We start from the raw sequence: 22123 nt of genomic DNA, 5'->3' as shown, positions 1-22123 counted from the left end.
CGCCTCAGCCGGCACGAACCGGAGAGGCGTCATTGTCACCGTTCCCGCCCGGCGCCGTGGCGGGTCGTGCGCCGAGTATGCGGTTTCGGCCAACGAGGATGACGTTCTCCATCGCCCGGCGTGCGCCGTCTTCGTCGCGCCTGCGGATTTCCTCGACGATGCGGATATGGCTCGATGAGACGTCGGTGATGCGGATATCCGCGGTTGCTGGTGAGCTCAATTCGAAAACGCCGGCAAGAGCGGCCTCGATTAGGCTTCCTACCGTGCGCATGAAGGGGTTACGCGAGGCCTCCATCACGCTCAGATGAAAGCGCAGGTCGGCGATCGCCATCGTCTCGGGGGTGTGACTGGGATCACCCATGGCGACGGCCAGATGCATCATCTGAATGATATCCGCCTCGGAGGCATGGCGCGCGGCAAGTGCGGCGGCATGCGGCTCGAAGCCGAGTCTGATCTCGCTGAGGTGCAAGAGAAAATTCTCGTCGACACCGACGGCGAAATGCCAGGTGAGAATATCGCCGTCAAAGAGGTTCCACTGGCTTTTCGGCGTCACACGCGTGCCGATGCGGGCGCGCGGCACGACCAGACCCTTGGCAGCCAGCGTCTTCATCGCTTCCCGCAAGACGGTTCTGGAAACCTCGAATCTGGCCTCCAGTTCAGCGTCGCCGGGTAGGGTCGTGCCGACGGGAAACTCTCCGGCGATGATCGCCTTGCCGAGCGCGTTCACCACCTGCCAGTGGCTTGTGCGGACACCCGCGCCCGTGATCACCGTATCGAGCACTCCCTTCCGGCGGACCATCTGCTATCGCCTTCTTTCGGGGTGGCCCCGCGGGGCGGCCTGTGCCTTTCGGATCGCGTCAGGCATGGCGTCGCCTTCGGTCGGACAGGAGGATCAGGGCCTTCTGGAGCAGGATGAACGCGAAGAGCAGCAGGCCGATGAGGATCTTGGTCCACCAGCTCGAAAGCGAGCCGTCGAAGGTGATGTAGGTCTGGATCAGCCCCTGTATCAGGATGCCGATCAGCGTTCCCGCCACGAAGCCGGAGCCGCCCGTGAGCAGCGTACCGCCGATGACCACGGCCGCGATGGCATCAAGCTCGACGCCAACGGTTGCCAGCGAGTATCCCGCCGAGGTGTAGAGTGAGAAGACAATGCCCGAAAGGCCGGCGAGAAACCCTGATAGAGCGTAGATCATGACAGTTGTGCGGCCGATCGGCACACCCATGAGCCGCGCCGTGGCGGTGCCGCCGCCCAGCGCATAGACATCGGCGCCGAAGCGCGTGCGGTGGGCGATCAGGATACCGACGAGGAAGACCACGAGCATCAGTCCGCCAATCAGCGTCAGGCGTCCGCCACCGGGCAGGACGTAATAGAAACTCTTCAGCGACGTATAGAACGGATGCTTGATCGGGATGGAGTCGATGGAAAGCACAAACGCCATGCCGCGGGCAAGGAACATGCCGGCCAGTGTGACAATGAAGGGCGGCATTTCTAGATGGTGGATGATGGCCCCCATCATCGCGCCGAAGGCTGTCGTGATGATCAGCGCCAGAGCAAACGCGGCGAGCGGATGGATCGCTGTCGATTGCAGAAGCACGGCAAGGAAGACGCCGGTGAAGGCGATCACCGCGCCGATCGACAGGTCGATGCCGCCAGACAGAATGACGAAGGTCATGCCCACAGCTGCGATGCCAAGGAAGGCATTGTCCGTCAGCAGGTTGCCGATCACGCGGGTCGACAGCATGTTGGGATATTGCGCGATGCAGACGGCGTAGGCGATGAGGAAGATCGCGACGGTCGCGGTGAGCGGAAGGTAGCGCGGGTTCATTTCGCCTCCTGCTCCTTCTTGGGCTCGGCGGCGCGGACGCGCGACATCCAGATGAAGGCCGATTGCGCGCGCGGGGACTGGATGACCAGGATCAGCACGATGATGGCCGCCTTGATGATGAGGTTGAATTCTGGCGGGAAGCCTGAAAGCAGGATTCCGGTGTTGATCGACTGGATGATCATTGCACCAAGCAGCGAGGCGGCAATACTGAAGCGGCCGCCGAGCAGGGAGGTACCGCCGACGACGACGGCGAGGATGGCGTCGAGCTCAAGCCAGAGGCCGGCATTGTTGGCGTCCGCACCGCGGATATCGGCGGCTGCAATGATGCCTGCCAGGGCTGCGCAAAGCCCGGAGAGTATGTAAGCCGCGATCAGCAGGACGCCTGTCGACACGCCGGACAGTCGGGATGCACGGCGGTTAACGCCCACGGCCTCTATGAGCATGCCGAGCGCCGTTCGCCGCACGAGCAGCGCCACGATGAGCCCGAAGCCCAGCCAAATGATAACAGGCATCGGCAGGCCGAACAGCGAGCCGCTGCCAATGAAGATCAGGCCCGGATGGTTAAAAGTGAGGATGGCGCCTTCGGTGATAAGCTGCGCGATGCCGCGCCCAGCCACCATAAGCACCAGCGTTGCGATGATCGGCTGGATATCGAGCACGGCGACGAGCACGCCGTTCCACAGGCCGCACAGGATGCCGGTCGAAATCGTAACCAGGAGGGTGAAGGCCAGGGAGTGGCCTGCGGTGATGGAGGCAGCAGCCACTGCGCCGCAGATCGCCATGACCGCGCCCACGGAAAGGTCGATGCCCTTTGTCGCGATCACCACCGTCATGCCGATGGCCAGCAGGGCGACGGGCGCGCCGCGGTTCAGGATATCGATAAGGCTGCCATAGAGGCGGTCGTTCTGGAACGACAGCTTGAAAAAGCCGGGGAAGGCGAGCGACACCATGAAGAGGATGATGGCGAGCGCCGCGACCTGCGGAAACAGCCTGACAGCATAGGCCTTGAGCGTGCCCGTCATGACGGCCTCCCTTCATGCGCGGAGGCGATCGCCTCGACGATGGCGTTGGTGGTGACCTCTTCCCCCGTCAGTTCGGCCACATGTGCCCGGTCTCTCAGCACGAGGACGCGGCTTGAATAGGCGACGAGTTCTTCCAGTTCGGAGGAAATGACGATCAGCGACATGCCCTTTTCGCACAGGGTTTCGATGAGGCGGATGATTTCCGCGTGCGCGCCGACATCGATGCCGCGCGTCGGCTCGTCGAGGATGAGGAATTCCGGATTGGTCGCCAGCCAGCGGGCCAGGATGGCCTTCTGCTGATTGCCGCCGGACAAAAGCCGGATCGGCTTTTCACGGTCACTTGTGCGGATATCGAGCGCCTTGATGTAGTGATCGGCAAGCCTGTCCTGCTCGCTCCGGCTGATCGGCCGCGCCCAGCCGCGCCGCGCCTGCAGTGCCAGCACGATGTTTTCACGCACCGAGAGATCGCCGACGATACCGTCGACCTTGCGATCCTCAGGGCAGAAGCCGAATTTCTCGCGGATCGCAGCGCGCGGCGAGGAGAGGTCGAGCGGGCGGCCATCGACCTCGGCCGTACCGCTGTCGGCGCGCTCGGCACCGAACAGAATTTCTGCCGTCTCCGTGCGGCCGGAGCCGAGGAGGCCGGCAATGCCGACCACTTCGCCGGAGGCGACATCGAGATCGAACGGTTGGATATGCCCCTTGCGACCGAAGCCGCGGAAGCGGAAGCGCGCGGCGCCGGGCGCCTTCGCTTCACTCTGTTTTGCTTCGCTGACTTCGTGCACGAGTTCACGGCCGAGCATCATGGCGATGAGTTCACGGCGCGGCAGGGCCGCGGTGTCGCGCGTACCGACAAGCTGGCCGTTGCGCAGAACGGTGATGCGGTCCGAGATGTCATAGACCTGCTCGAGGAAGTGCGTGATGAAGATGATCCCGAGGCCGCGATCCTTGAGGCGGCGCACAATGCGGAACAGCATGGCGACTTCGTGTGTGTCGAGGCTGGCCGTCGGTTCGTCGAGGATGAGCACCTTGCCGGACAGATCGACGGCGCGGGCAATGGCGATGACCTGCTGGACAGCGACGGAAAAAGACGAGAGCTCCGCCGTCACATCGATGTCGAGGTCGTATTGCGAAAGGAGCGCGCGAGCCTGCTTGTTCATCGCGCGCGCATCGACAAGACCGAAGCGACGCGGCTGGCGGCCGAGAAACAGGTTTTCGGCGACCGTGAGGTTCGCCAGCAGGTTCACTTCCTGGTAGACCGTGCCGATGCCAAGCTTCTGCGCTTCCAGAGTGTTGTGCGGATCGACTTCGGTGCCATCGAGCAGGATGCGACCGCCATCGCGCCGGTAAGCGCCTGTCAGGCACTTGATGAGCGTGGATTTTCCAGCGCCGTTTTCACCCAGAAGAGCGTGAACCTCACCGCGTGCAAGCGAGAAATCGACGCCGTTGAGCGCCCTGGCACCCGGGAAGATCTTGTCGATCCCCGTCGCCGATAGAACATAGGAACTGACCGACTGCATGATCCCGACCCGTATGACAGAAACCGGCCGCAGCGTAGCAAGGCGCGCGTCGGCAGGCAAAGCGGTGGTGTGCGCCCGGCCGTCTTAAGGCCGGGCGCAGGACCGGGTAGGGATTAGTAGCCGAGGCCCTTCTTTTCTTCGTAGACCTTCATCGGATCGTCAGCCTGGGTGTAAAGCTTCGATTCCGTCTGGATCCACTTCGGCGGCTCCTTGCCGTCCTTGATGAAGGCATCGAGCGCATCGAAGGCCGGACCGGCCATGTTCGGCGTCAGTTCGACCGTGGCGTTTGCCTCGCCGGCGGCCATGGCCTGGAAGATATCCGGAACGGCGTCGATCGATACGACGAGGATATCGGTGCCCGGCTTCAGGCCGGCTTCCTTGATCGCCTGGATGGCGCCGACAGCCATGTCGTCATTGTGCGCGTAGACTGCACAGATGTTCTTGCCGCCGTCCTCGGCCTTCAGGAAGCTTTCCATGACTTCCTTGCCCTTGGTGCGGGTGAAGTCGCCGGTCTGGCTGCGGACGATCTTCAGGTTGTCCTTGCCTGCAAGCGCTTCTTCGAAGCCCTTCTTGCGGTCGATGGCCGGCGATGAGCCTGTCGTGCCCTGGAGTTCGACGACGTTGCACGGCTTGCCGGCGACCGTGTCGACCAGCCACTTGCCGGCGACATTGCCTTCATGCACGAGGTCGGACGTGACGGCGGTGAGATAGAGATCCTTCGGCGCATCAATGGTGCGGTCGAGCAGCACGACCGGAATCTTCGCGTCCTTGGCTTCCTGCAGCACTTCATCCCAGCCGGTGGCAACAACCGGTGCGACCAGGATGGCATCGACGCCCTGCGCGATGAACGAACGCAGCGCCTTGATCTGGTTTTCCTGCTTCTGCTGGGCATCGGCGAACTTGAGGTCGATGCCGCGCTTTTCAGCCTGCTGCTTGGTCAGTGTGGTTTCTGCGGCGCGCCAGCCCGATTCGGAACCGATCTGCGAAAAGCCCACGGTCATCGCCGACGCGGAAGCCGCGCTGAAGACCGATGCAGCCAGAATCGTGGCGCCTGCGAGTGCGAATTTGAAGTTCATGGTTTCCTCCCAAACAAAGCTGCTCCTCAGCAGCGTCGATAAAACATCATATTGTATTACTATTGTAAACCGCCAAATCCGCTTGCGGACAATTTTTCTCGCGGCAGGGTAATTCTTATGCAGCGAGGTTCGCGGCAGACGCGTCACGGCCGCCGCGACCGGGCGGACTGCATGGTGGCGGCATTGCGTTTCATCGATGATGATGTGGGCGGCTCGGAAGGCTAGACTTCGACTGGCCGTGCCATCTGTCGGTCTATGCCGAACACGCGGCGATAGCGTTCGATCTCGGCTGGATCGCCCGTCGCCTTGGCGGGGTTATCGGAAAGCTTCACCGCGGGGTGGCCGTTCGCGCTCGTGACCTTGCACACGAGTGAGATCGGATCGAGCGCCGTGCCTCCGTCCGGGTCGCAGCCGCGGAAATCGTTGGTGAGATTGGTGCCCCAGCCGAAGCTCATGCGCACTCGCCCGTGGAAATGCCGGTAGGTCTCCTCGATCGTATCGACGTCCATGCCGTCGGAGAAGATCAGCAGCTTCTGGCGCGGATCGCGCCCCTTTGCACGCCACCAGTCGATGATCTGCTCGCCGCCCTCGATCGGGGGCGCACTGTCGGGCCGAAAGCCCGTCCAGTCGGCGACCCAGTCGGGTGCGTTGGCGAGAAAGGCCGCCGTGCCATAGGCATCGGGCAGCGCGATCAGCAGATTGCCGTTGTAATGCTGCCGCCAGTCCTCCAGCACCTGATAGGGGGCACGCGCCAGCGCGTCGTCGCCATCGGCAAGTGCGGATGCGACCATTGGCAGCTCGTGCGCATTGGTGCCGATGGCTTCGAGATCGGCATCCATGGCGAGAAGCACGTTGGATGTACCGATGAAACGATCCCCAAGCCCCTCCTTCAGCGCCTCCACGCACCAGCGCTGCCAGAGGAATCCGTGGCGCCGCCGCGTGCCGAAGTCGGAAATGACCAGATCCGGCAGTTTCGCCAGCCGCTCCACCTTCTCCCAGAGCCGCGCCTTCGCGCGGGCATAGAGAACATCAAGCGTGAAGCGCCCACGCCCGCGCATGCCCGCCCGCGACTTCAACTCGTTGATGATGGCGAGCGCCGGGATTTCCCACATCGTCGTGTGCGTCCAGGGTCCGTCGAAATGCAGCTCGTATTGGCCATCCACCTTGTGCAGGTCATATTCGGGAAGGCGGAAATCGGCGAGCCAGGCGATGAAGTCAGGGCCGAACATGCGCGCCTTGCCGTAGAAGCTGTTACCGGCAAGCCAGATCAGTTCCTTCTTCGTAAAACGGATTTCGCGGGCGTGATCGAGCTGCGCACGCAGCTCTCCTTCGTCGATGATGTCGCCGAGCCGCACGCTTTTCGTCCGGTTGATGAGCGAAAAGGTGGCATGCACGCCGGGATATTGCCGGCGGATCATCTGGAGCATCAGAAGCTTGTAGAAATCCGTATCCAGCAGGCTGCGCACGATCGGGTCGAGCCGGAAATTATGATCGTAGGTGCGGGTCGCGATGTCGGTAACGGCCATGCCGGCTCCTGCAAGATGATGCGTCCTGATCGTGCGCAACCTTCCTGATTGGCGGATGTATGGCAAGTGGTGAGAAATTCGTCCCCTTTCTTATGGTTGCATAATCGCCCCCCTTTATATCTAATGGTTGTATTTAGGGAGTCGTCTTCAACCGAAAAAATTTGCATGGAGGCCACATGAGCGTGTTGGGTCCGCTTCCCGAAGGTCTTGCCTGCCGTCCGATCGCCGAGGCGGATTGGCTTGACGTCGTCGATTGCCTCAGCCGTGGTTTCCCCGAGCGGTCACGACGCTACTGGGAGGAAGCGCTGGAGCGCATGTCCAACCGCCCCGCCGTGGAAGACCTGCCGCGCTATGGTTATGTTCTGGATTGCGAAGGCCGCGTTGTCGGCGTCCTGCTGGCATTGTACTTCCGTCATCCGGGCGATGCCGTCCGCTGCAATCTCTCAAGCTGGGCGGTCGACGAGGATTTTCGCTCCTATGCGGGAAAGCTCATCATGACGGCAATGCGCCGCCGGGATGTCACCTTCCTGTCGATCACGCCGGCGCCCGTAACGCTGAAGGTGACTGAGGCATTACGGTTCCGTCGTTTCGCCGACGGACAGCAGGCTTTTGTGCCGCTCCTCACCCGGGCGACGGGTGCGATCCGCGCGGTCGTTGCACGGCCGGGGCTCGCGGAACTCGACAGGCTGCTGGAAGAAGACCGGACCCTCCTGCTGGATCATGCCGCCCTTGGCTGCGACGCCGTCCTGTGCCTGGATGGAGACGACGCTTATCCCTTCGTTCTAAAGCGACGACGCGTGCTGCGCGGCATGCTTCCATGCAGCCAGGTCATCTATTGTCGCTCGCATGCCGATCTCAGTCGGTGTGCCCATGCGCTCGGGCGTTATCTCGTGCGCAAAGGGCTGCTCTTCGCCGTCGTCGACGCGTGCGGACCCGTGCCGGGGCTGGTGGGGCGCTATTTCGCCGGAACCGGTCCCAAATATGCGAAAGGCCCGAACCCGCCGTGGCCGGGGGATCTGGCCTTTACGGAATTCGCGGTCTTCGACGCCTGATGAGCGGCCGGCACCTTGCGATCGAGGTCATTGTCCCGGGCCGTTGTGCGCAGTACTGGCACCAAGTCCTGATCGAGCGTCTGGCGGCGGCAGGGCATGCGGTGGCGGTCGTTACAGACGAAGTTGCCGATCCGTGGCCGGCATGGGTGAACGGCACGCTTGGGCTCGAACGCCGCGTTTTCCGCCGACGCGAGCGGGCGCTCGCATCGCAGATCGAGTCGCTTGTGCCCGGAACACGGCATGTCGCGCCGAATTTACGCCTTGATCTTTCGGGGAATGCATCGGTGCAGGATGTGCCGACCTTCGCTTTGCTGTGCGATGGCGCATACGATGCGCGCGCGCTCCCAACATTGGTTGCGGCGGGTCGGCTGCCGGTTCTGGAAGTGGTTCTCGATGGCGTGAACGTGGTCGGCCGCGCCTGGCCGATGATCGACCGGCGCGAGGCCGTCTCGCTTGGGGTGGAGGATGTCCTTGCCCGGGCGATCACACTTTTGGTCTCCGCGGTGGAGACATTTGCGGCAAACCGGCTCAACCCGCTCGAAGACATCGCCATGGATCAGACGGAACACCAATTCCTGCCCGCTTATCTGACCTGCGCCCTGCCGCGCCTTGGCCGGGAGGCCTGGCGGCGGCTGCGCTTCCGGCAGGCGCACTGGCGGGTCGGGTATCGTTTTCATGATGGCCCAGGCGTGGTCGACACGGGGAGGCTCGGAACCGGATGGCGCGTGCTCATGGATGCGGGAGATCGGTTTTATGCCGATCCATTTGTCTTCCATTGGCAGGGGCGCGTCTTCCTCTTCGTGGAGGATTACCCGCATGCCGCAGGCAAGGCGGTGATATCCGTCGTGCCGTTCAGCGCTTCGGGCGTTCCGCAGGCAGCCCGGGTTATCTTAGAAGAGCCGCACCACCTCTCCTATCCGCAGGTCTTTTATTGGGAAGGGTCGATCTGGATGCTGCCGGAGGCCAGCGCCAGCGGGAAGCTCACCCTTTACCGTGCCGAAGATTTTCCGGATCGGTGGCGGGCGGAGGCTGTTCTAGTCGAAGGCGAGATATCCGACGCCACCCTGCTGGCACATGGCGGAAGACTCTGGCTTTTCGCGACGGACCGGGACGGTTTTGGCAGTACCTCCGATACGCTCGTGATCTTCGAGGCCGAGGCGCTCACCGGCCCCTGGCGGCCGCACCGGCTGAACCCGATCCTGATCGACCGCCGCAGCGCGCGGCCGGGTGGCGCTTTCGTGCGGGATTGCGTCGGGCGACTTCTTATGCCGGTTCAGGACGGCACGCTGGGTTATGGCGGCGGACTGGGATTATCCAAACTGCTCGCCCTCGATAGCGATACCGTTCAGTTCTCGCCGCCAATCCCCGTCTTAACCAACGGAGATTGGCCCTATCCACGCATTCACACGCTCAATCGCTCAGGTCCGCTGGAAGTGATCGATGGCATCGTGCCCATGCGAAGACCGGTGCACGAAAACAGCGCTTCATAGGCCGCGCACATTGTTGAGGGTGAATATTGCTCCCGCAGTTGGCGTCCGGCTGTCGCGAGTGTCGTGGCGAGTGCAGGATCTGCGAAAACAGATGCAAGACCGGCCGCGAGTCCGTCGACATCCGGCGGCACGAACAGTGCTGCCGGGCGTCCGTCGTCCGTTGTGAGCACCTCGCGCAGCACGTCCAGATCGCTCGCCACGACGGGCAGGCCGGCAATGGCGGCTTCCACGACCGCCAAGCCAAAGGTCTCCGTCGTCGAGGAAAAGGCATAGACGTCACCCGCCGCGAGAAAATCATGGATGCCTTCAGGGGACAGTTCGCCCACAAGATGAAGGCGGTTATGCACGTTGAGCCGCGTGGCGAGCCCGAGGAGATTTTCCCTTTCCGGGCCAGCACCGGCGATCGCAAGATGTACGCCTGGAAGCATCGCAAGCGCACCCACCAGGGCTGTATGGTTCTTCGACAGTGCCAGCCGGCCGGTCGAGACCGCAAGCGGAACGCCGGCCGGCAACCCGAAGGTCGCGCGCGCACGCTTCCTGGCCGGCAGCCGCGATGGCGCGGCGACACCGTGATCGATGCGTTGCAGGCGCTTGCGGTAGGCGGCGGGGAAGGCGGCGAACTGCGATTCGGTCCATGCGGAGTTCACGACATTGACGTGATAAAGACCCGCCATGCCCATGAACTTGTCGATTTGCGTGAGGAAACCGCGCAGGCCGTGTGCCTGTGGCGCACCGCTTTGGTTGGCGACAATGGCGCCCACACCGCAGAGCCGGGCGGCAAGTGTGCCGGCTATATTGCCATAATGCTGGAAGGAAACGACCGCATCTGGCCTGACCTTGCGTACGTGATCGACGAGGCCCAGCACCGCGAGCATCTGTTCGAGGACGCCGCGCGGCGGATGCATCAGGATGAAATCGGCGTGGGGATCACGGTCATAGACGTCGGTCTTACGATACAGGAAGACCGTTCGGACGTCATGGCCGCGGGCTCGAAGCCCTTCGCCCACCATGTCGGAGATGCGTTGTGCGCCGGCGGCTTCCGCCTGCGTCTGAACCTGGAGGATTTTCATGGCCGGCCTTTCTGGGTTGCGTTGAGGGCGAGGAGCCGCCGTCCTGAGAGGAAACCGAGGATGGAGGGATCGATGCCGATCTTGCGGCGGGTGATGGCAGCTCCGGCGAGGCACCAGACAGCCGTCGTCCCGGCCATGCCGATCGCGGCGCCCATCGGGCCATGGGTGAGTGCGAGGGCAGCAGTCGCTGCCAGACCGAGGCCGTTGACGAAGACCAGCGTGCGGAAAAGTTCGCGTTGCAGACCGGTCAACTGCATGGTGAGTTCGGTCGGCCCACAGGCGGTGCCGATGAGCACGCCGAGCCCAAGAATGACCAGCACGGAGTGCATGGTGGGCGTGGCATAGGCGGGATCGAACAGCGCCAGCACCGGATGGCCCGTGATGATGAGCCCTGCAAGTACGGCGAGCGCGGCGGTAAAGCCGGTCACGGCGACGAAACTGGTTATGTGCTGCACGTGGGGCCGGTCACCGCCATGGAAGGCGCCGGAGATCTGGGGTGCCGCCGCCTGGTTGATGCCGTTCAGGGCGAGGGCAGCAAGGCGCGTAATGCGATCGGCCACGAAAACCGCACCTGCTGTTTCCGGGCCGAGCAGTGCTGCGACGACAAGCGTGCTCGCCTGCCCGAGTGCCGGCGGCAGGGCCGTGACGCCCCACAAGCCAAGCGTTGCAGCGCGGAACTCTGCCTTTTGTGCCGGGCTGAGAGGGATTTTCGGTGCCCGCCATGTCTCACGCAGCAGCGTCACCGTCTGTGGCAGGACGCTGGCGATGAGCAGGAGCGCTGTCAGCCAGAGAGCCGAGACCGCGGTCATGCTGGTCGCAAGGTGCCCGGCGATGACAAAGACGAGGATGCTCAGGACCCGCCAGACGATATCCCGGGGCAGCAGGCTGCTGAAGAGGGCGCCTTTCGCACGCATGGCACAGGCGCAGAACTCCGACCAGCCGAGCGCTGCCGCGAGAAGGGCGGTCGCTGCGATGATCGCCGGCCATTCGGGGACAACGAGGAGCGGAAATGCGCTTGCCGCCGAGACGATGAGTGCGCAGCCAATGACGGCCACTGCCGTAATGCGGATGGACAGGGCCATGATGCTATTGGCGTGACCGTGATCGCGGCTGCCGGCATATTGCGGCCAGAAACGCAGGACGGCGGCGTGCTGGCCGGCAAGCGCGAAGAAGGAAACGAGACTGGCACCGGCATAGGCTGTGCTGAAGAGGCCGAACTGCCGCTCGTCCATCGTGGCGGCTACGACGACGAAAACCGCGAAAGTGAGGGCGGCGCTCGCGAGCTTCACGCCACCCGCGGCCACACCTTTGCCGGCGAGCACATGGAGCGGAAGCATCTGGCGCTGGATCATCGTCTTTCCCTCGGTTGTGCATCCATTTCGAATAACGCTAAGCGTGTATTAATGGATATCACAACCCGTGAGGGATGATTCAAAAAATACACCTTATAGTTACTTTTGAGGATTAATGTAACCTGAGGTGGTGATGTGCGGGGCGGCTTTGCCCTCTTGAGTTCACGCGGATGGCAGAGATGACTGCGCTTGCATCGACCGGGAGTTTTCTCCCCCCATTGTTCGACGTCGGGGATCTCTGGGCGCGCCTTTGGCGCGGGCGCTGGCGGGTGTCGGCCTGCGTTGTCGCCGCTCTCTCGCTTGCGCTGCTTTATCTCGCCGTGACAACGCCGACCTATACGGCCACTGCGTCCCTGCTCGTCGATCCGCGTGATGCGCGCTCCACACAGTTTGAGACCGTGCTGCCCGGTATCGGAGCGGACAGCGCTGCCGTCGCAAGCCAAGTCTTCGTCATCGAGTCGCGAGATCTGCTGATGCGTGTGTTCGAAAGCCAGCGCATTGCGCAGGATGCCGAATTCGCCGACCCCTGCATCCTTTCTTTCCTGACGGGGGCAGGGGGACGGGAACGGGATGCAATCTTCCGCCGTTTCGAGAAGCGTGTATCGGTTGAACGTGCGGGCTTGACCTACGTGATCAAGGTGGGCTTCAAGTCCCGCTCTGCGCAGAAGGCTGCGATGATCGCGAACGCGATCGTGGCCCGTTACACCGCAGGCCTGGCCGGCGAGCGTGAGAACGCCAATGACGACGTCAATGCACGGCTGAAGGGACGGCTTTCCGCCCTCCAGCGCAACGTCGCCGAAGCGGAGCGCGCCGTGGCCGAGTTCAAGGTTCGGCACGAGCTTCTCGATCCTGCCGCCGGTGGCACGCTGCAATCGCAGATCGACCAGCTTACCACGCAGGTGATCGACGCCCGGGTAAAGGCGGACGCCGCGCGGGGCCGCTATGAACAGGCGGTCGCGGCTGAGCGGGCACAGCCGGGCGCTGCGCGACTTTCGGAAATCGTCTCCTCGGTGGCCCTCGACGGGCTCCGCGGCGATTACAACCAGCGCGCAGCGACCATGGCCAATGCCGATACCGTCTACCAGCCGCATCACCCGACCGTGCGCCGCCTGCGTTCGGAACTGTCACGAACGAAGGCGCTGATGGCCGCCGAAGCCGGACGCATCACGCGAGAGCTGAAGGCGAAACAGGATTTGGCCGACGAGGCCGTCGAGGTTCTCGAAGCCAAGCTCGTCGAGATGCGTGCAAAGTCGCAGGCGGCCGATGCGGCAGGCGTGGAACTGCGGCGGCTGGAGGCGAAGGCCGATGCGGCCCGTACCGTTCTCGATGATGTGCTGAAACGCACCGAGGAAACCGCGCAGATGCGGGGTCTCCAGCTTTCCGAGGCACGGGTGATCGGCGTTGCGTCGCCGCCCGTCCAGCCGTCCTGGCCGACACCGACGCTGGTTTTGCCGGTCAGTGTCGGCATCGGCTTTCTCGCCGGATGCGGGCTTGCGGTGACAGGCGGATCCCCCCGGTCGGGCCGTGCCGAAGCCAAACTGCTGGACGTAACCCCGCGGGGATCACTTGCCGGCAGTCAGGCCGTGCCCGTTCATCTCGGGCGCTACGAACTGCCGGGTGTGGCGGGAATGAGCATGCCCGCCCGCATGCGCGCCATGAGGCGGCGCCTTCTCCATCCTTCTGGAGCGGTCTTTTCCAGAAGCACGCTCCAGCTCGTCCGGCGTATCGTTGCTCGCCTCGAAGAGCATCCGGCGCCCTACATGCTGCTGGTCTCCTCTGTGGATAGTCCATCGGAGGCGCAGCTGACAGGCGCGATGATCGGTCTCGGGTTGCAGCAGGCGGGCCAGAAGGTTCTCATCGTCGATTTTGTGAAACACGGGCGCTCCGGTTCGGTCATGGCCGGAGTATCCGTCAACGGGGCAAGCGGCCTGCCGACCATCGTGCGGCCGCTTGCCCCGGGCACGAATGGTCGCGCCTTCACGCTCGAGGCGCATCTTGCCGACGGCTTCGATTTCATCCTGTTGCTGGCTCCGCCGATTGGTATCGCCGGGTGGGATGCGGCGCATTTCGGTTCTGTCGATCTGATGCTATTCACCTTCACGCCGGCGGATGCCGGTGCGCGGATGCGCGACCAGCTCCGAGGCGCCCTTCGAGACAGTGACATGCAACGAAGCGCGACGCTGATCGTCGCCATCGATGATGAGCCGTGTGACAACCCCGCCATCAAAGAGCGATCCGATGCCGAAGGTTGAAGTGGCGCCTCCGGCCTCTCTTCATGTGATCGGTCCGGTAGGCGAGCCGACCGATGGCGCGTTTCATCTCTTCCTTGCCGCCATGACGATCGTAGTCGCTGTGGCATCCTTCGCGGTGTGGACACCCTTCGGCGTTGTGGCCACGGGCCTCCTAACCGCGGTTCTCGCCATTGCCGTGCCGCCGGCGCTGCCGGCCGTCATCCTCTGTGCCTTCCTGTTTCAGAATCTCGTCGTTGCATGGTTCACCCCGTTTGTGCCTGACGACGGCACGTTCGATGCGTTGCGCGGCGCCAACTTCGTCATCCTGATGACGACCTTCAGCCTCTTTGTACTGGCGGCCTTCCCGTCACGCGTGCGTGCGATGGCGGGTTTGAGGCCGTGGCTGTTTATGACGTTTATTCTTTGCCTGGTGGTCGGGTTCTACCTTCTGCTCGGCGCGGTCCGCGGCGAGCCGAAGGATGCAGTCGTCTATTTTCGCAACACGATCACCCCTGTTGCTTGTTTCCACATCGCGCTTGTCGCGGCCACCCTCTACCGCGTTGACCTGCGATTGCCGATAGTCTGCCTTTGCGTCGTCGCGATTGCGTATGGCTATCTCGAGCAAGTCTTTCGCATGGATTTCCTCGGGCTCTTTCATGGCGATCTCTATGTCCAGCGCGGTCTCAAGGCGCAGATCGAGGCGGGCGTCTGGGAGAAGACCATGCGCGAGACGGGTTTCGTGCTGCGAGGGCTTGAAGACACCATGACCGCAACCTTCTTCAACACCGCTCTTTTCGCCGATGCGTTGCCTCGGATCTTCCGCAATGCCGGGCCGAATTTCCATCCGATCAGCTATGCCTATGCCCTCAGCCTCTCTTCCGCCTGGCTGCTTTTCCGGGGGCATCGTATGCTGCCGCTTGCCGCTTTCCCGCTTCTCTTGCTGATCGGCTCCAAGGGCGCGGCCTTCCTTCTGTGTGTGGCACTGGCAAGCCGTCTTCTCTGGCGGGCATCCAGCCCCCGGCTGACATTCGCGGTCGTCCTGTTGCTTGCCTCGGTCTGGACGCTCGCCGCCACGATCTACGGGGCGCGCCACGGGGATTATCATGTGCTCGGGTTCTTCGCAGGCATCCGCGATTTCCTTGGCAACCCGCTTGGACAGGGACTGGGTATCGGCGGCAATCTATCAAGCGACAGCGTCAATCTGGATTGGGACCGAGCGCAGGAGGAGGGGACTTCGGCCATTCCCGTGGAAAGCGCCGTCGGCGTTATGCTCTCTCAGATGGGGATCGGCAGCTTCGCGTTCTTCGGCTTTCTAGCGGGGATAATCGTCTCCGCCCGGCGCCGGCTGACGGAGACAGGCGAGTCCGATTTTCTCTTTGCCTTCGTGGCCGTCGTCACGATCTGTGCGAATGCCGTGCTGCAGGAAGAGGCTTTTTATGCGCCTCTTGCGCTCGGCTTCTGCCTGCTCCTCGTCGGAGTTTCCTTCGGCACGCATATCCGCGCGCAGCAGCCGACATAAAGGCAAGAGGGTACGGCCCGCCTCTCGCGGACCGTACCCGTCAAGGTGTCAGCCGATGGCCATAAGGCTGGCATTGCCGCCGGCAGCAGCGGTGTTGATGGAGGTCGAAACCTCCTCCAATAGCCAGTTGAGGCAATAGGCCTCGGGATCGTTGACTAGTTCGTCGGTTGTCGCGGCCTGTACGAGGACGAGCGGGCCGGGCAGGCCGGCAATGCGCGCATTGGCGCGCTGAATGTCCGCCGCGTCTCCTTCCACCAGCGCACCGGCAAACGGGCCGTCCTTCGTCCAGTCCGTCGACCACGACAGGCGGGCGGCAACGGCAGCCGGCACGTCCGCGATGACGGTTTTCAGGCCCTCGACATGATCGATGACGATCTGGTTGCCCGTCGCCAGTGCGGCGGCGACCTGACGCAAAAGGCCGGTTTCGGTCTTCGGAACGAGCAGCACGCGGCCGCGCGGATGAAGCGCATAGATGTTGCGTTCACCCACGGGTCCGGTCAGTTCCCGCTCCAGGCCGAGCGCGGAGCGGTTGGCGAAGCTGCGGGCCGTCTCGCCCTCGTCGGTCTTGCCCTTGCGGTCGAGCCAGGTGATGAAATCCCTGAGCGCCGGATCGGTATGCACCGAATCCTGCTGCGGCGGCACGGGGGCCTTCTGCACGAGGCGGCCGATATAGAGCGGACCGCCGGCCTTGGGGCCGGTGCCGGAGAGTCCACGCCCGCCGAAGGGCTGCACGCCGACCACCGCGCCGATGATGTTGCGGTTGACGTAGACGTTGCCGACCTTGATGCGGCTCGTGACATGCGCGATCGTCTCGTCGAGGCGCGTGTGCAGGCCGAACGTCAGGCCGTAGCCGGAGGCGTTGATATCGTCGATCAGCCGGTCGAGATCGGCGCGCCGGAAGCGGATGACATGCAGGACCGGGCCGAACACTTCGCGTTTGAGATCGGCGAGCGTTTTGAGCTCGATGATGGTCGGCGCGACGAAGGTGCCGTTTTCCGTGCCGGCCGGCAGCGGTTGCTGCTCCACCTTGTTGCCGAGGCTGCGCATATGCTCGATGTGCTTGACGATGCCGTCGCGGGCCTCGGCCGTGATGACGGGGCCGATATCGACATTGAGGCAGTCGGTGCGCCCAAGCGTCAGTTCGTTGAGCGCGCCCTTCAGCATGGTCAGCGTGCGGTCCGCAACATCGTCCTGAAGGCAGAGCACCCGGAGCGCCGAGCAGCGCTGGCCGGCGCTGTCGAAGGCCGATGCGATGACATCGCCGACGACCTGTTCGGCAAGTGCCGAGGAATCCACGATCATGCCGTTCTGGCCGCCGGTTTCGGCGATCAGCGGGATCGGCTTGCCGCCGGCCGAGAGACGTTCGGCAAGCTGCGCCTGGATGAGGCGGGCGACTTCGGTCGAACCCGTGAACATGACGCCGGCGGTCTTCGCCGCACCGACGAGGGCTGCACCGACGCGGCCTGCGCCGGGCACGAATTGCAGCGCGCCGACGGGGACACCCGCCTCGTGCAGGATCTTCACGCTTTCATGCGCGATGATCGGCGTTTCCTCGGCCGGCTTGGCGAGAACCGCGTTGCCCGCCACGAGGGCGGCGGCGACCTGCCCGGTGAAGATGGCGAGCGGGAAGTTCCACGGGCTGATGCAGACGACGGGGCCGAGCGGCAGATGCGAGGGGCCGAGCGTACGGCGCGCCTGCTCGGCGTAATAGCGCAGGAAATCGACCGCCTCGCGAACCTCGCCGATGGCGTTCGCAGCCGATTTTCCGGCTTCGCGTATGATGATGCCCATCAGCGGTTCGATGCGGGTCTCCATGATATCGGCCGCGCGGTCCAGGCAGGCGGCCCGCTCGGTTGGCGAGACGCCGGACCAGTCGGCGACATTATCCGCTGCGACGTCAACGATGCGTTCTGCATCCTCGGGTCGGATTTCCGTGACGCGGCCGACGACGTCGCGATGATCCGCCGGGTTCAGCACGTCGCTTGTCTCACCGTCACTGGCGCCATGGGCCAGCAGCGGTGCGGCATGCCATGACGTCGCAGCAGTGCCCGCGAGTTCGCCGGCAAGCGCCGCAAGCGTGGTCTCGTTGGAAAGATCGAGCCCTTTCGAATTTGCGCGGGTCTTGCCGAACAGGGCGTCGGGCAGCGCGATCTGATCATGCGGTGCGCCGACGACTGGCATCGCGGCCACGATATCGACCGGGTCGGCGATCAGCGATTCCACGGAGACCTTGGGATCGGAGATGCGATTGACGAAGGAAGAATTGGCGCCGTTTTCGAGCAGGCGGCGCACGAGATAGGCAAGCAGCGTCTCATGCGTGCCAACGGGTGCGTAGATGCGGCAGGGGCGGTCCAGCTTGTCTTTGCCGACGACCTCGTCATAGAGCGGCTCGCCCATGCCGTGCAGGCACTGGAACTCGTACTTGCCGACGGCGAAATCCGGGCCTGCGAGCTGGTAGATGGTGGCGAGGCTCTGCGCGTTGTGCGTGGCAAATTGCGGGAAGACGGCGTCCGGCGCCGCCAGCAATTTGCGGGCGCAGGCGACATAGGCAACGTCCGTATAGATCTTGCGCGTATAGACCGGGAAGCCCTCGAGGCCATCGAGCTGTGCGCGCTTGATCTCGGCATCCCAATAGGCGCCCTTGACGAGGCGCACCATGACGCGGCGGCCGGATCGGCGCGCAAGATCGATGATGTAATCGAGCACGAAGGGGCAACGCTTGCCATAGGCCTGCACCACGAAGCCGAGGCCGTTCCAGCCCTTGAGGTTCTCGTCGAAGCAAAGGCTTTCGAGCAGGTCGAGCGACAGTTCGAGGCGGTCGGCTTCCTCGGCGTCGATGTTGAGGCCGATATCGTAGCTTTTGGCGATGGCGGCCAGCGCCTTCACCTTCGGCAGCAGCTCGGCCATGACGCGCTCGGCCTGCGCGCGAACGTAGCGCGGGTGCAGCGCCGAGAGCTTGATGGAAATGCCCGGGCCGTCATAGATGCCACGACCGTTCGAAGCCTTGCCGATGGCATGGATGGCCTTCTCGTAATCGCGGTAATAGCGCTCGGCATCAGCCGCGGTCGTCGCGGCTTCGCCCAGCATGTCGTAGGAATAGCGGAAGCCACGCGCCTCAAGCGGTTTGGAGCGCTTCAGCGCTTCCTCTATGGTCTCGCCGGTGACGAACTGCTCGCCCATCATGCGCATCGCCATGTCGACGCCGCGGCGGATGACTGGCTCACCGGCGCGCGCGATGAGGCGGGTGAGGGCGGCGGAAAGACCGCGGTCGTTGACCGTGGAGGTAAGCTTGCCGGTCACGACGAGGCCCCAGGTCGCCGCGTTGACGAACATCGACTTGCCGCCGCCAATGTGAGAGGTCCAGTCCCCTTCGGCGATCTTGTCGCGGATCAGCGCATCACGCGTGTCCGTATCGGGGATGCGCAGCAAAGCCTCGGCAAGGCACATCAGTGCCACGCCCTCCTGGCTCGACAGAGAATACTCCTGCACCAGTCCCTCGACGCCCGTACCCTTGTGCTTGGCACGTAGCGCCTCGATCAACGTGCGGGCCGTGCTGCGGATGTCATAGCGCTCGCGCTCGGTAACGCGGGCCGCTGCGACAAGCGGCGGCAGGCACTCTGTCTCGGGGCGGCGATAGGCTGCGGTGATCGTCCGGCGCAGTTCACTCTGCTCGCGAATAGGCTGTGCGAAGTGCGAAAACGGCGCGACCATCTCGCCGGAGGCAGAAGTGGATGTGGCTGGAGAGTTCTGCATGGAAGGGCCTGTCGGAAACGGTTCAATGACGGGTGGTTACGGTCCAGCGGATGACACCGATGACAGGTTTGTCCTTTCCAGGACATCATGGCGGCAAGAGCTTGGGCGTCTGCTTTGAAACACCTCGAAACAATATCATTGCGCCAAAAAGCGAATTGACCTCATATTGGGAAATAATAGGCCAAATGGTTCTATTTTTCCAATAATGGAGGTTTTTTTGCCTGAGTTATCCCATGACGATGGGTCTTTGGATTCTTTCGACCGAAAAATCCTCGAGGAGCTCGCACAAAACGGCCGTATTCCGGTGGCGGAACTTGCCGAAAAGGTCGGTCTATCCAAGACGCCTTGCCAGAACCGGTTCAAGCGGCTGATCGCTGACGGCTTCATTCAGGGCTTCAAGGCGATCCTCAATCCGGCGAAGATGAACCTGGATCATATCGCTTTCGCCGAGGTCAAGCTGACGAATACGCAGGAAGAGGCGCTGATGAGCTTCAATGCGGCGGTAAAGAAGATCAGGGAGGTCGAGGAATGCCATATGATAGCCGGGCGTTTCGACTATCTTCTGAAAATCCGCACGCGTGACATCAAGAAATACCGCCTGGTGCTGGGTGAGCGTATCTCCAACCTTCCCTATGTCGCGAGCACTTCGACGAATGTGGCGATGGAGACGGTCAAGGAGCGGGGTTAAGATCGCCCGGCGAGCCCTCACTGCCAACGTATTCGGCAGGCGGAAATCGTTGGCCGGAACTGAATGCGATGTGCCTCTTGCCATAAGGGCCGATTGGCGGCCATAGTACCCGCTATAGTAGGAGATTTGGATGGGCGTAGGGGTTCGGACATCGAAGGAGATGCACGGCGCATCGGCGCCGAAGGCGCTGCGCGTCGGCTTTATCCTGTCCAAGAGTTTCACCCTCTCCGCCTTCGCCCTGTTCGTCGATACGCTCAGGCTTGCCAGCGACAGCGAGGACCGCTCGCGCCGCGTCAACTGCGACTGGGACGTGATCAGCAGCACTCGCAATTTCATCTCCTCATCGAGCGGCATCCAGGTTGCTCCGACCGCCCCCTTCGCCGACCCATCCTGTTTCGACTACATCGCCGTCGTCGGCGGCCTTCTGTCGGTCGATGAGCCGATCGACAGCTATGCCCGGGACTATCTGCGCAAGGCGGCCAAGGCCGGTGTCGGGCTGATCGGCCTCTGTACCGGCAGTTTCATTCTCGCCGAGGCCGGCCTGCTCAAGGGCCACACCGCCTGTGTGAGCTGGCTGCACCACCGCGATTTTCGCGCGCGCTATCCGGATATCGAAGCGACGTCAGAGCAGATTTTCCGTTTCGACGGCAAGGTCGCAACCTGTGCCGGCGGCAGCAGCGTCGCTGATCTCGCGGCAACCTTGGTGCGCCACCACGTTGGTGAGGCGGCTGAGCGCAATGCGCTGGAGATCCTGCAGATCCGCCACCGACGTGATGCGACGGATATCCAGCCGCGCAACCCGCTCGGCCTGGAGGCCCGCGATCGCCGGGTCCATCTCGCCATCATGATGATGGAGCAGCACACCGAGGATCTGCTTTCCATCGACAGCATCGCCAACATGACTAATGTTTCCCGCCGACAGCTCGAACGCCTCTTCGAGAGCGACATGGGCGCCTCGCCGAGCGCGGTCTACATGAAGATCCGTATGGCGGCGGCGCTGAATATGGTGATGCGCAGCAACAAGCCGCTGATCGAAGTCGCTCTCGAAACCGGTTTCGAGAGCCTGTCGCATTTCACGCGCCGCTTCCGTGCAGCCTTCGGCGACACGCCCTCGCAAATCCGTCGCGACGGCCGTCGGCAGGCGAGCTGACGGGTAATTCTGTCGCAGTGCTGGAACCAAGTTACGCGCCAATCGTTCGTGTCTCATTGCTAAGAAGGAGACCGTAATGGCAAGCAATGACGTTCAATCCCAGATTTCCGCTCTTCGTGACGAAATCGCAGCCCTCCAGAAGGATCTTGGGGAGCGTGGCGCTGAGGCTTATGAAGCGGTCCGCGAGCGTGTAGGCGATGCTGCTCGCCCTGCCGTGCGTTCGGCAACGCGCTATATGCGCAACGAAGGCGCCGCTGTTGCCCAGGCCGCACGCGAGCATCCCGCAGCGCTTTCCACCGTGGTTCTGACGGCCGGACTTGCCGGCGTCCTCATTGGTTATCTGCTCGGCTCCTATGAAAGCGAGCCTCGGCGCCAGCGCTGGTTCTAAATTCGGTCGATAAAGTTGATACGGAAAAGCCCGGCAATGCCGGGCTTTTTGATGGGCGTTTTTTTGAAAACTCAGCGGTGCCGCAGGCCGAACAGATAACCGATGAAGGCCGCGCCGGCGAGCGTGGCAAGGGGATTGGCCTGGATCGTCTGGCGCAGATCGTCGCGCAGGGATTCAGCCTTGGCGACGGCAAGCTGGCCGGTGCCTTCGGCAATCAGGCCTGCCGATTCCTTTATCCGGCTGATTTCCGTCTTCAGGGCCTCGATCTGTGCGCTGATGTCCGCCTCGGCTGCAGCAGTGCGGGCTTCCTCTGAAATGCTGTCGATACCTTCAACGACGCCGAGCGTGCGCTTTCCGGTGCTCTTTTCGTCAGCCATGGATATGTCTCCTGAATTGTTGGAATAGCGTGAGGGGAAACTTCCGCCGGGCAAGTTGGTTCCCGCCGATGATTCAAACTGTG

At 63.1% G+C, this 22123-nt stretch carries 17 protein-coding genes; 7 read left to right on the top strand and 10 right to left on the bottom strand.

Annotated elements, in window-relative coordinates:
• Positions 1 to 4: 4 nt before the first annotated feature.
• The 6 genes from MNR02_RS17390 to pncB form a co-directional block, all read right to left on the bottom strand.
• Complete coding sequence (locus MNR02_RS17390; protein WP_241949271.1) at positions 5 to 799, bottom strand: FadR/GntR family transcriptional regulator; 795 nt, start codon at positions 797 to 799, stop codon at positions 5 to 7.
• Positions 800 to 857: 58 nt separating this feature from the next.
• A complete protein-coding gene (gene yjfF, locus MNR02_RS17385) occupies positions 858 to 1826 on the bottom strand; it encodes a galactofuranose ABC transporter, permease protein YjfF (RefSeq protein ID WP_241603622.1) in 969 nt (322 codons plus the stop codon).
• Positions 1823 to 2848 carry an ABC transporter permease gene (locus MNR02_RS17380; protein ID WP_241949270.1) on the bottom strand — a complete coding sequence of 342 codons (1026 nt, stop codon included), beginning with the start codon at positions 2846 to 2848 and terminating at the stop codon, positions 1823 to 1825. The genes yjfF and MNR02_RS17380 overlap by 4 nt, the downstream gene beginning before the upstream one ends.
• Entirely contained in the window at positions 2845 to 4368 is a 1524-nt protein-coding gene (ytfR, locus tag MNR02_RS17375) for a galactofuranose ABC transporter, ATP-binding protein YtfR (protein WP_241949269.1), read from the bottom strand. Before ytfR ends, MNR02_RS17380 begins: the two co-directional genes overlap by 4 nt.
• A 113-nt stretch (positions 4369 to 4481) precedes the next feature.
• On the bottom strand, positions 4482 to 5444 hold the full coding sequence (gene ytfQ, locus MNR02_RS17370; protein ID WP_241949268.1) for a galactofuranose ABC transporter, galactofuranose-binding protein YtfQ: 963 nt from the start codon (positions 5442 to 5444) through the stop codon (positions 4482 to 4484).
• 221 nt (positions 5445 to 5665) lie between these two features.
• Positions 5666 to 6970, bottom strand: coding sequence for a nicotinate phosphoribosyltransferase (gene pncB / locus MNR02_RS17365; protein ID WP_241949267.1), 1305 nt, complete (start codon positions 6968 to 6970; stop codon positions 5666 to 5668).
• Positions 6971 to 7146: 176 nt separating this feature from the next.
• Between pncB and MNR02_RS17360 the strand changes: the two genes are divergently transcribed.
• Together MNR02_RS17360 and MNR02_RS17355 are read left to right on the top strand one after the other, a co-directional pair.
• Positions 7147 to 8022 carry a GNAT family N-acetyltransferase gene (locus tag MNR02_RS17360; RefSeq protein ID WP_241949266.1) on the top strand — a complete coding sequence of 292 codons (876 nt, stop codon included), beginning with the start codon at positions 7147 to 7149 and terminating at the stop codon, positions 8020 to 8022.
• 146 nt (positions 8023 to 8168) lie between these two features.
• Positions 8169 to 9512, top strand: a complete 1344-nt coding sequence (locus tag MNR02_RS17355) for a hypothetical protein (protein ID WP_241949265.1) — start codon at positions 8169 to 8171, stop codon at positions 9510 to 9512.
• Here the strand turns inward: MNR02_RS17355 and MNR02_RS17350 are convergent.
• Together MNR02_RS17350 and MNR02_RS17345 are read right to left on the bottom strand one after the other, a co-directional pair.
• Positions 9425 to 10582 (bottom strand): glycosyltransferase family 4 protein, encoded by a 1158-nt coding sequence (locus MNR02_RS17350; RefSeq protein ID WP_241949264.1) that lies wholly within the window; start codon positions 10580 to 10582, stop codon positions 9425 to 9427. The genes MNR02_RS17355 and MNR02_RS17350 overlap by 88 nt on opposite strands.
• Positions 10579 to 11934 carry a lipopolysaccharide biosynthesis protein gene (locus MNR02_RS17345; RefSeq protein WP_241949263.1) on the bottom strand — a complete coding sequence of 452 codons (1356 nt, stop codon included), beginning with the start codon at positions 11932 to 11934 and terminating at the stop codon, positions 10579 to 10581. Before MNR02_RS17345 ends, MNR02_RS17350 begins: the two co-directional genes overlap by 4 nt.
• Before the next feature lie 179 nt (positions 11935 to 12113).
• On the opposite strand from MNR02_RS17345, the gene MNR02_RS17340 reads away from it, so the two are divergent.
• Together MNR02_RS17340 and MNR02_RS17335 are read left to right on the top strand one after the other, a co-directional pair.
• On the top strand, positions 12114 to 14186 hold the full coding sequence (locus MNR02_RS17340) for a GumC family protein (protein WP_241949262.1): 2073 nt from the start codon (positions 12114 to 12116) through the stop codon (positions 14184 to 14186).
• Positions 14173 to 15684: a hypothetical protein gene (locus MNR02_RS17335; protein WP_241949261.1), complete on the top strand. Its 1512-nt coding sequence runs from the start codon at positions 14173 to 14175 to the stop codon at positions 15682 to 15684. Before MNR02_RS17340 ends, MNR02_RS17335 begins: the two co-directional genes overlap by 14 nt.
• Positions 15685 to 15732: 48 nt before the next feature.
• Here the strand turns inward: MNR02_RS17335 and putA are convergent, their stop codons facing one another.
• Positions 15733 to 19437 carry a trifunctional transcriptional regulator/proline dehydrogenase/L-glutamate gamma-semialdehyde dehydrogenase gene (gene putA, locus MNR02_RS17330; protein WP_241949260.1) on the bottom strand — a complete coding sequence of 1235 codons (3705 nt, stop codon included), beginning with the start codon at positions 19435 to 19437 and terminating at the stop codon, positions 15733 to 15735.
• 247 nt (positions 19438 to 19684) lie between these two features.
• On the opposite strand from putA, the gene MNR02_RS17325 reads away from it, so the two are divergent.
• The 3 genes from MNR02_RS17325 (at position 19685) to MNR02_RS17315 (ending at position 21663) form a co-directional block, all read left to right on the top strand.
• Entirely contained in the window at positions 19685 to 20125 is a 441-nt protein-coding gene (locus tag MNR02_RS17325; protein WP_306038683.1) for an Lrp/AsnC family transcriptional regulator, read from the top strand.
• Between the two features lie 130 nt (positions 20126 to 20255).
• The gene (locus tag MNR02_RS17320) at positions 20256 to 21275 is read left to right on the top strand and encodes a GlxA family transcriptional regulator (protein ID WP_241949259.1); all 1020 of its coding nucleotides are present in this window, start codon (positions 20256 to 20258) and stop codon (positions 21273 to 21275) included.
• 76 nt (positions 21276 to 21351) lie between these two features.
• Complete coding sequence (locus tag MNR02_RS17315; RefSeq protein ID WP_241949258.1) at positions 21352 to 21663, top strand: hypothetical protein; 312 nt, start codon at positions 21352 to 21354, stop codon at positions 21661 to 21663.
• A gap of 71 nt (positions 21664 to 21734) precedes the next feature.
• On the opposite strand, the gene MNR02_RS17310 is transcribed toward MNR02_RS17315, so the two are convergent.
• Positions 21735 to 22040, bottom strand: a complete 306-nt coding sequence (locus MNR02_RS17310) for a hypothetical protein (protein ID WP_241603580.1) — start codon at positions 22038 to 22040, stop codon at positions 21735 to 21737.
• Positions 22041 to 22123 lie beyond the last annotated feature (83 nt).

It is taken from the genome of Shinella sp. H4-D48, assembly GCF_022637395.1.
GTDB lineage: Bacteria > Pseudomonadota > Alphaproteobacteria > Rhizobiales > Rhizobiaceae > Shinella > Shinella sedimenti.
Note: the sequence above shows the minus strand (reverse complement) of the source record. Positions and strands in the feature narration are given on the sequence as shown.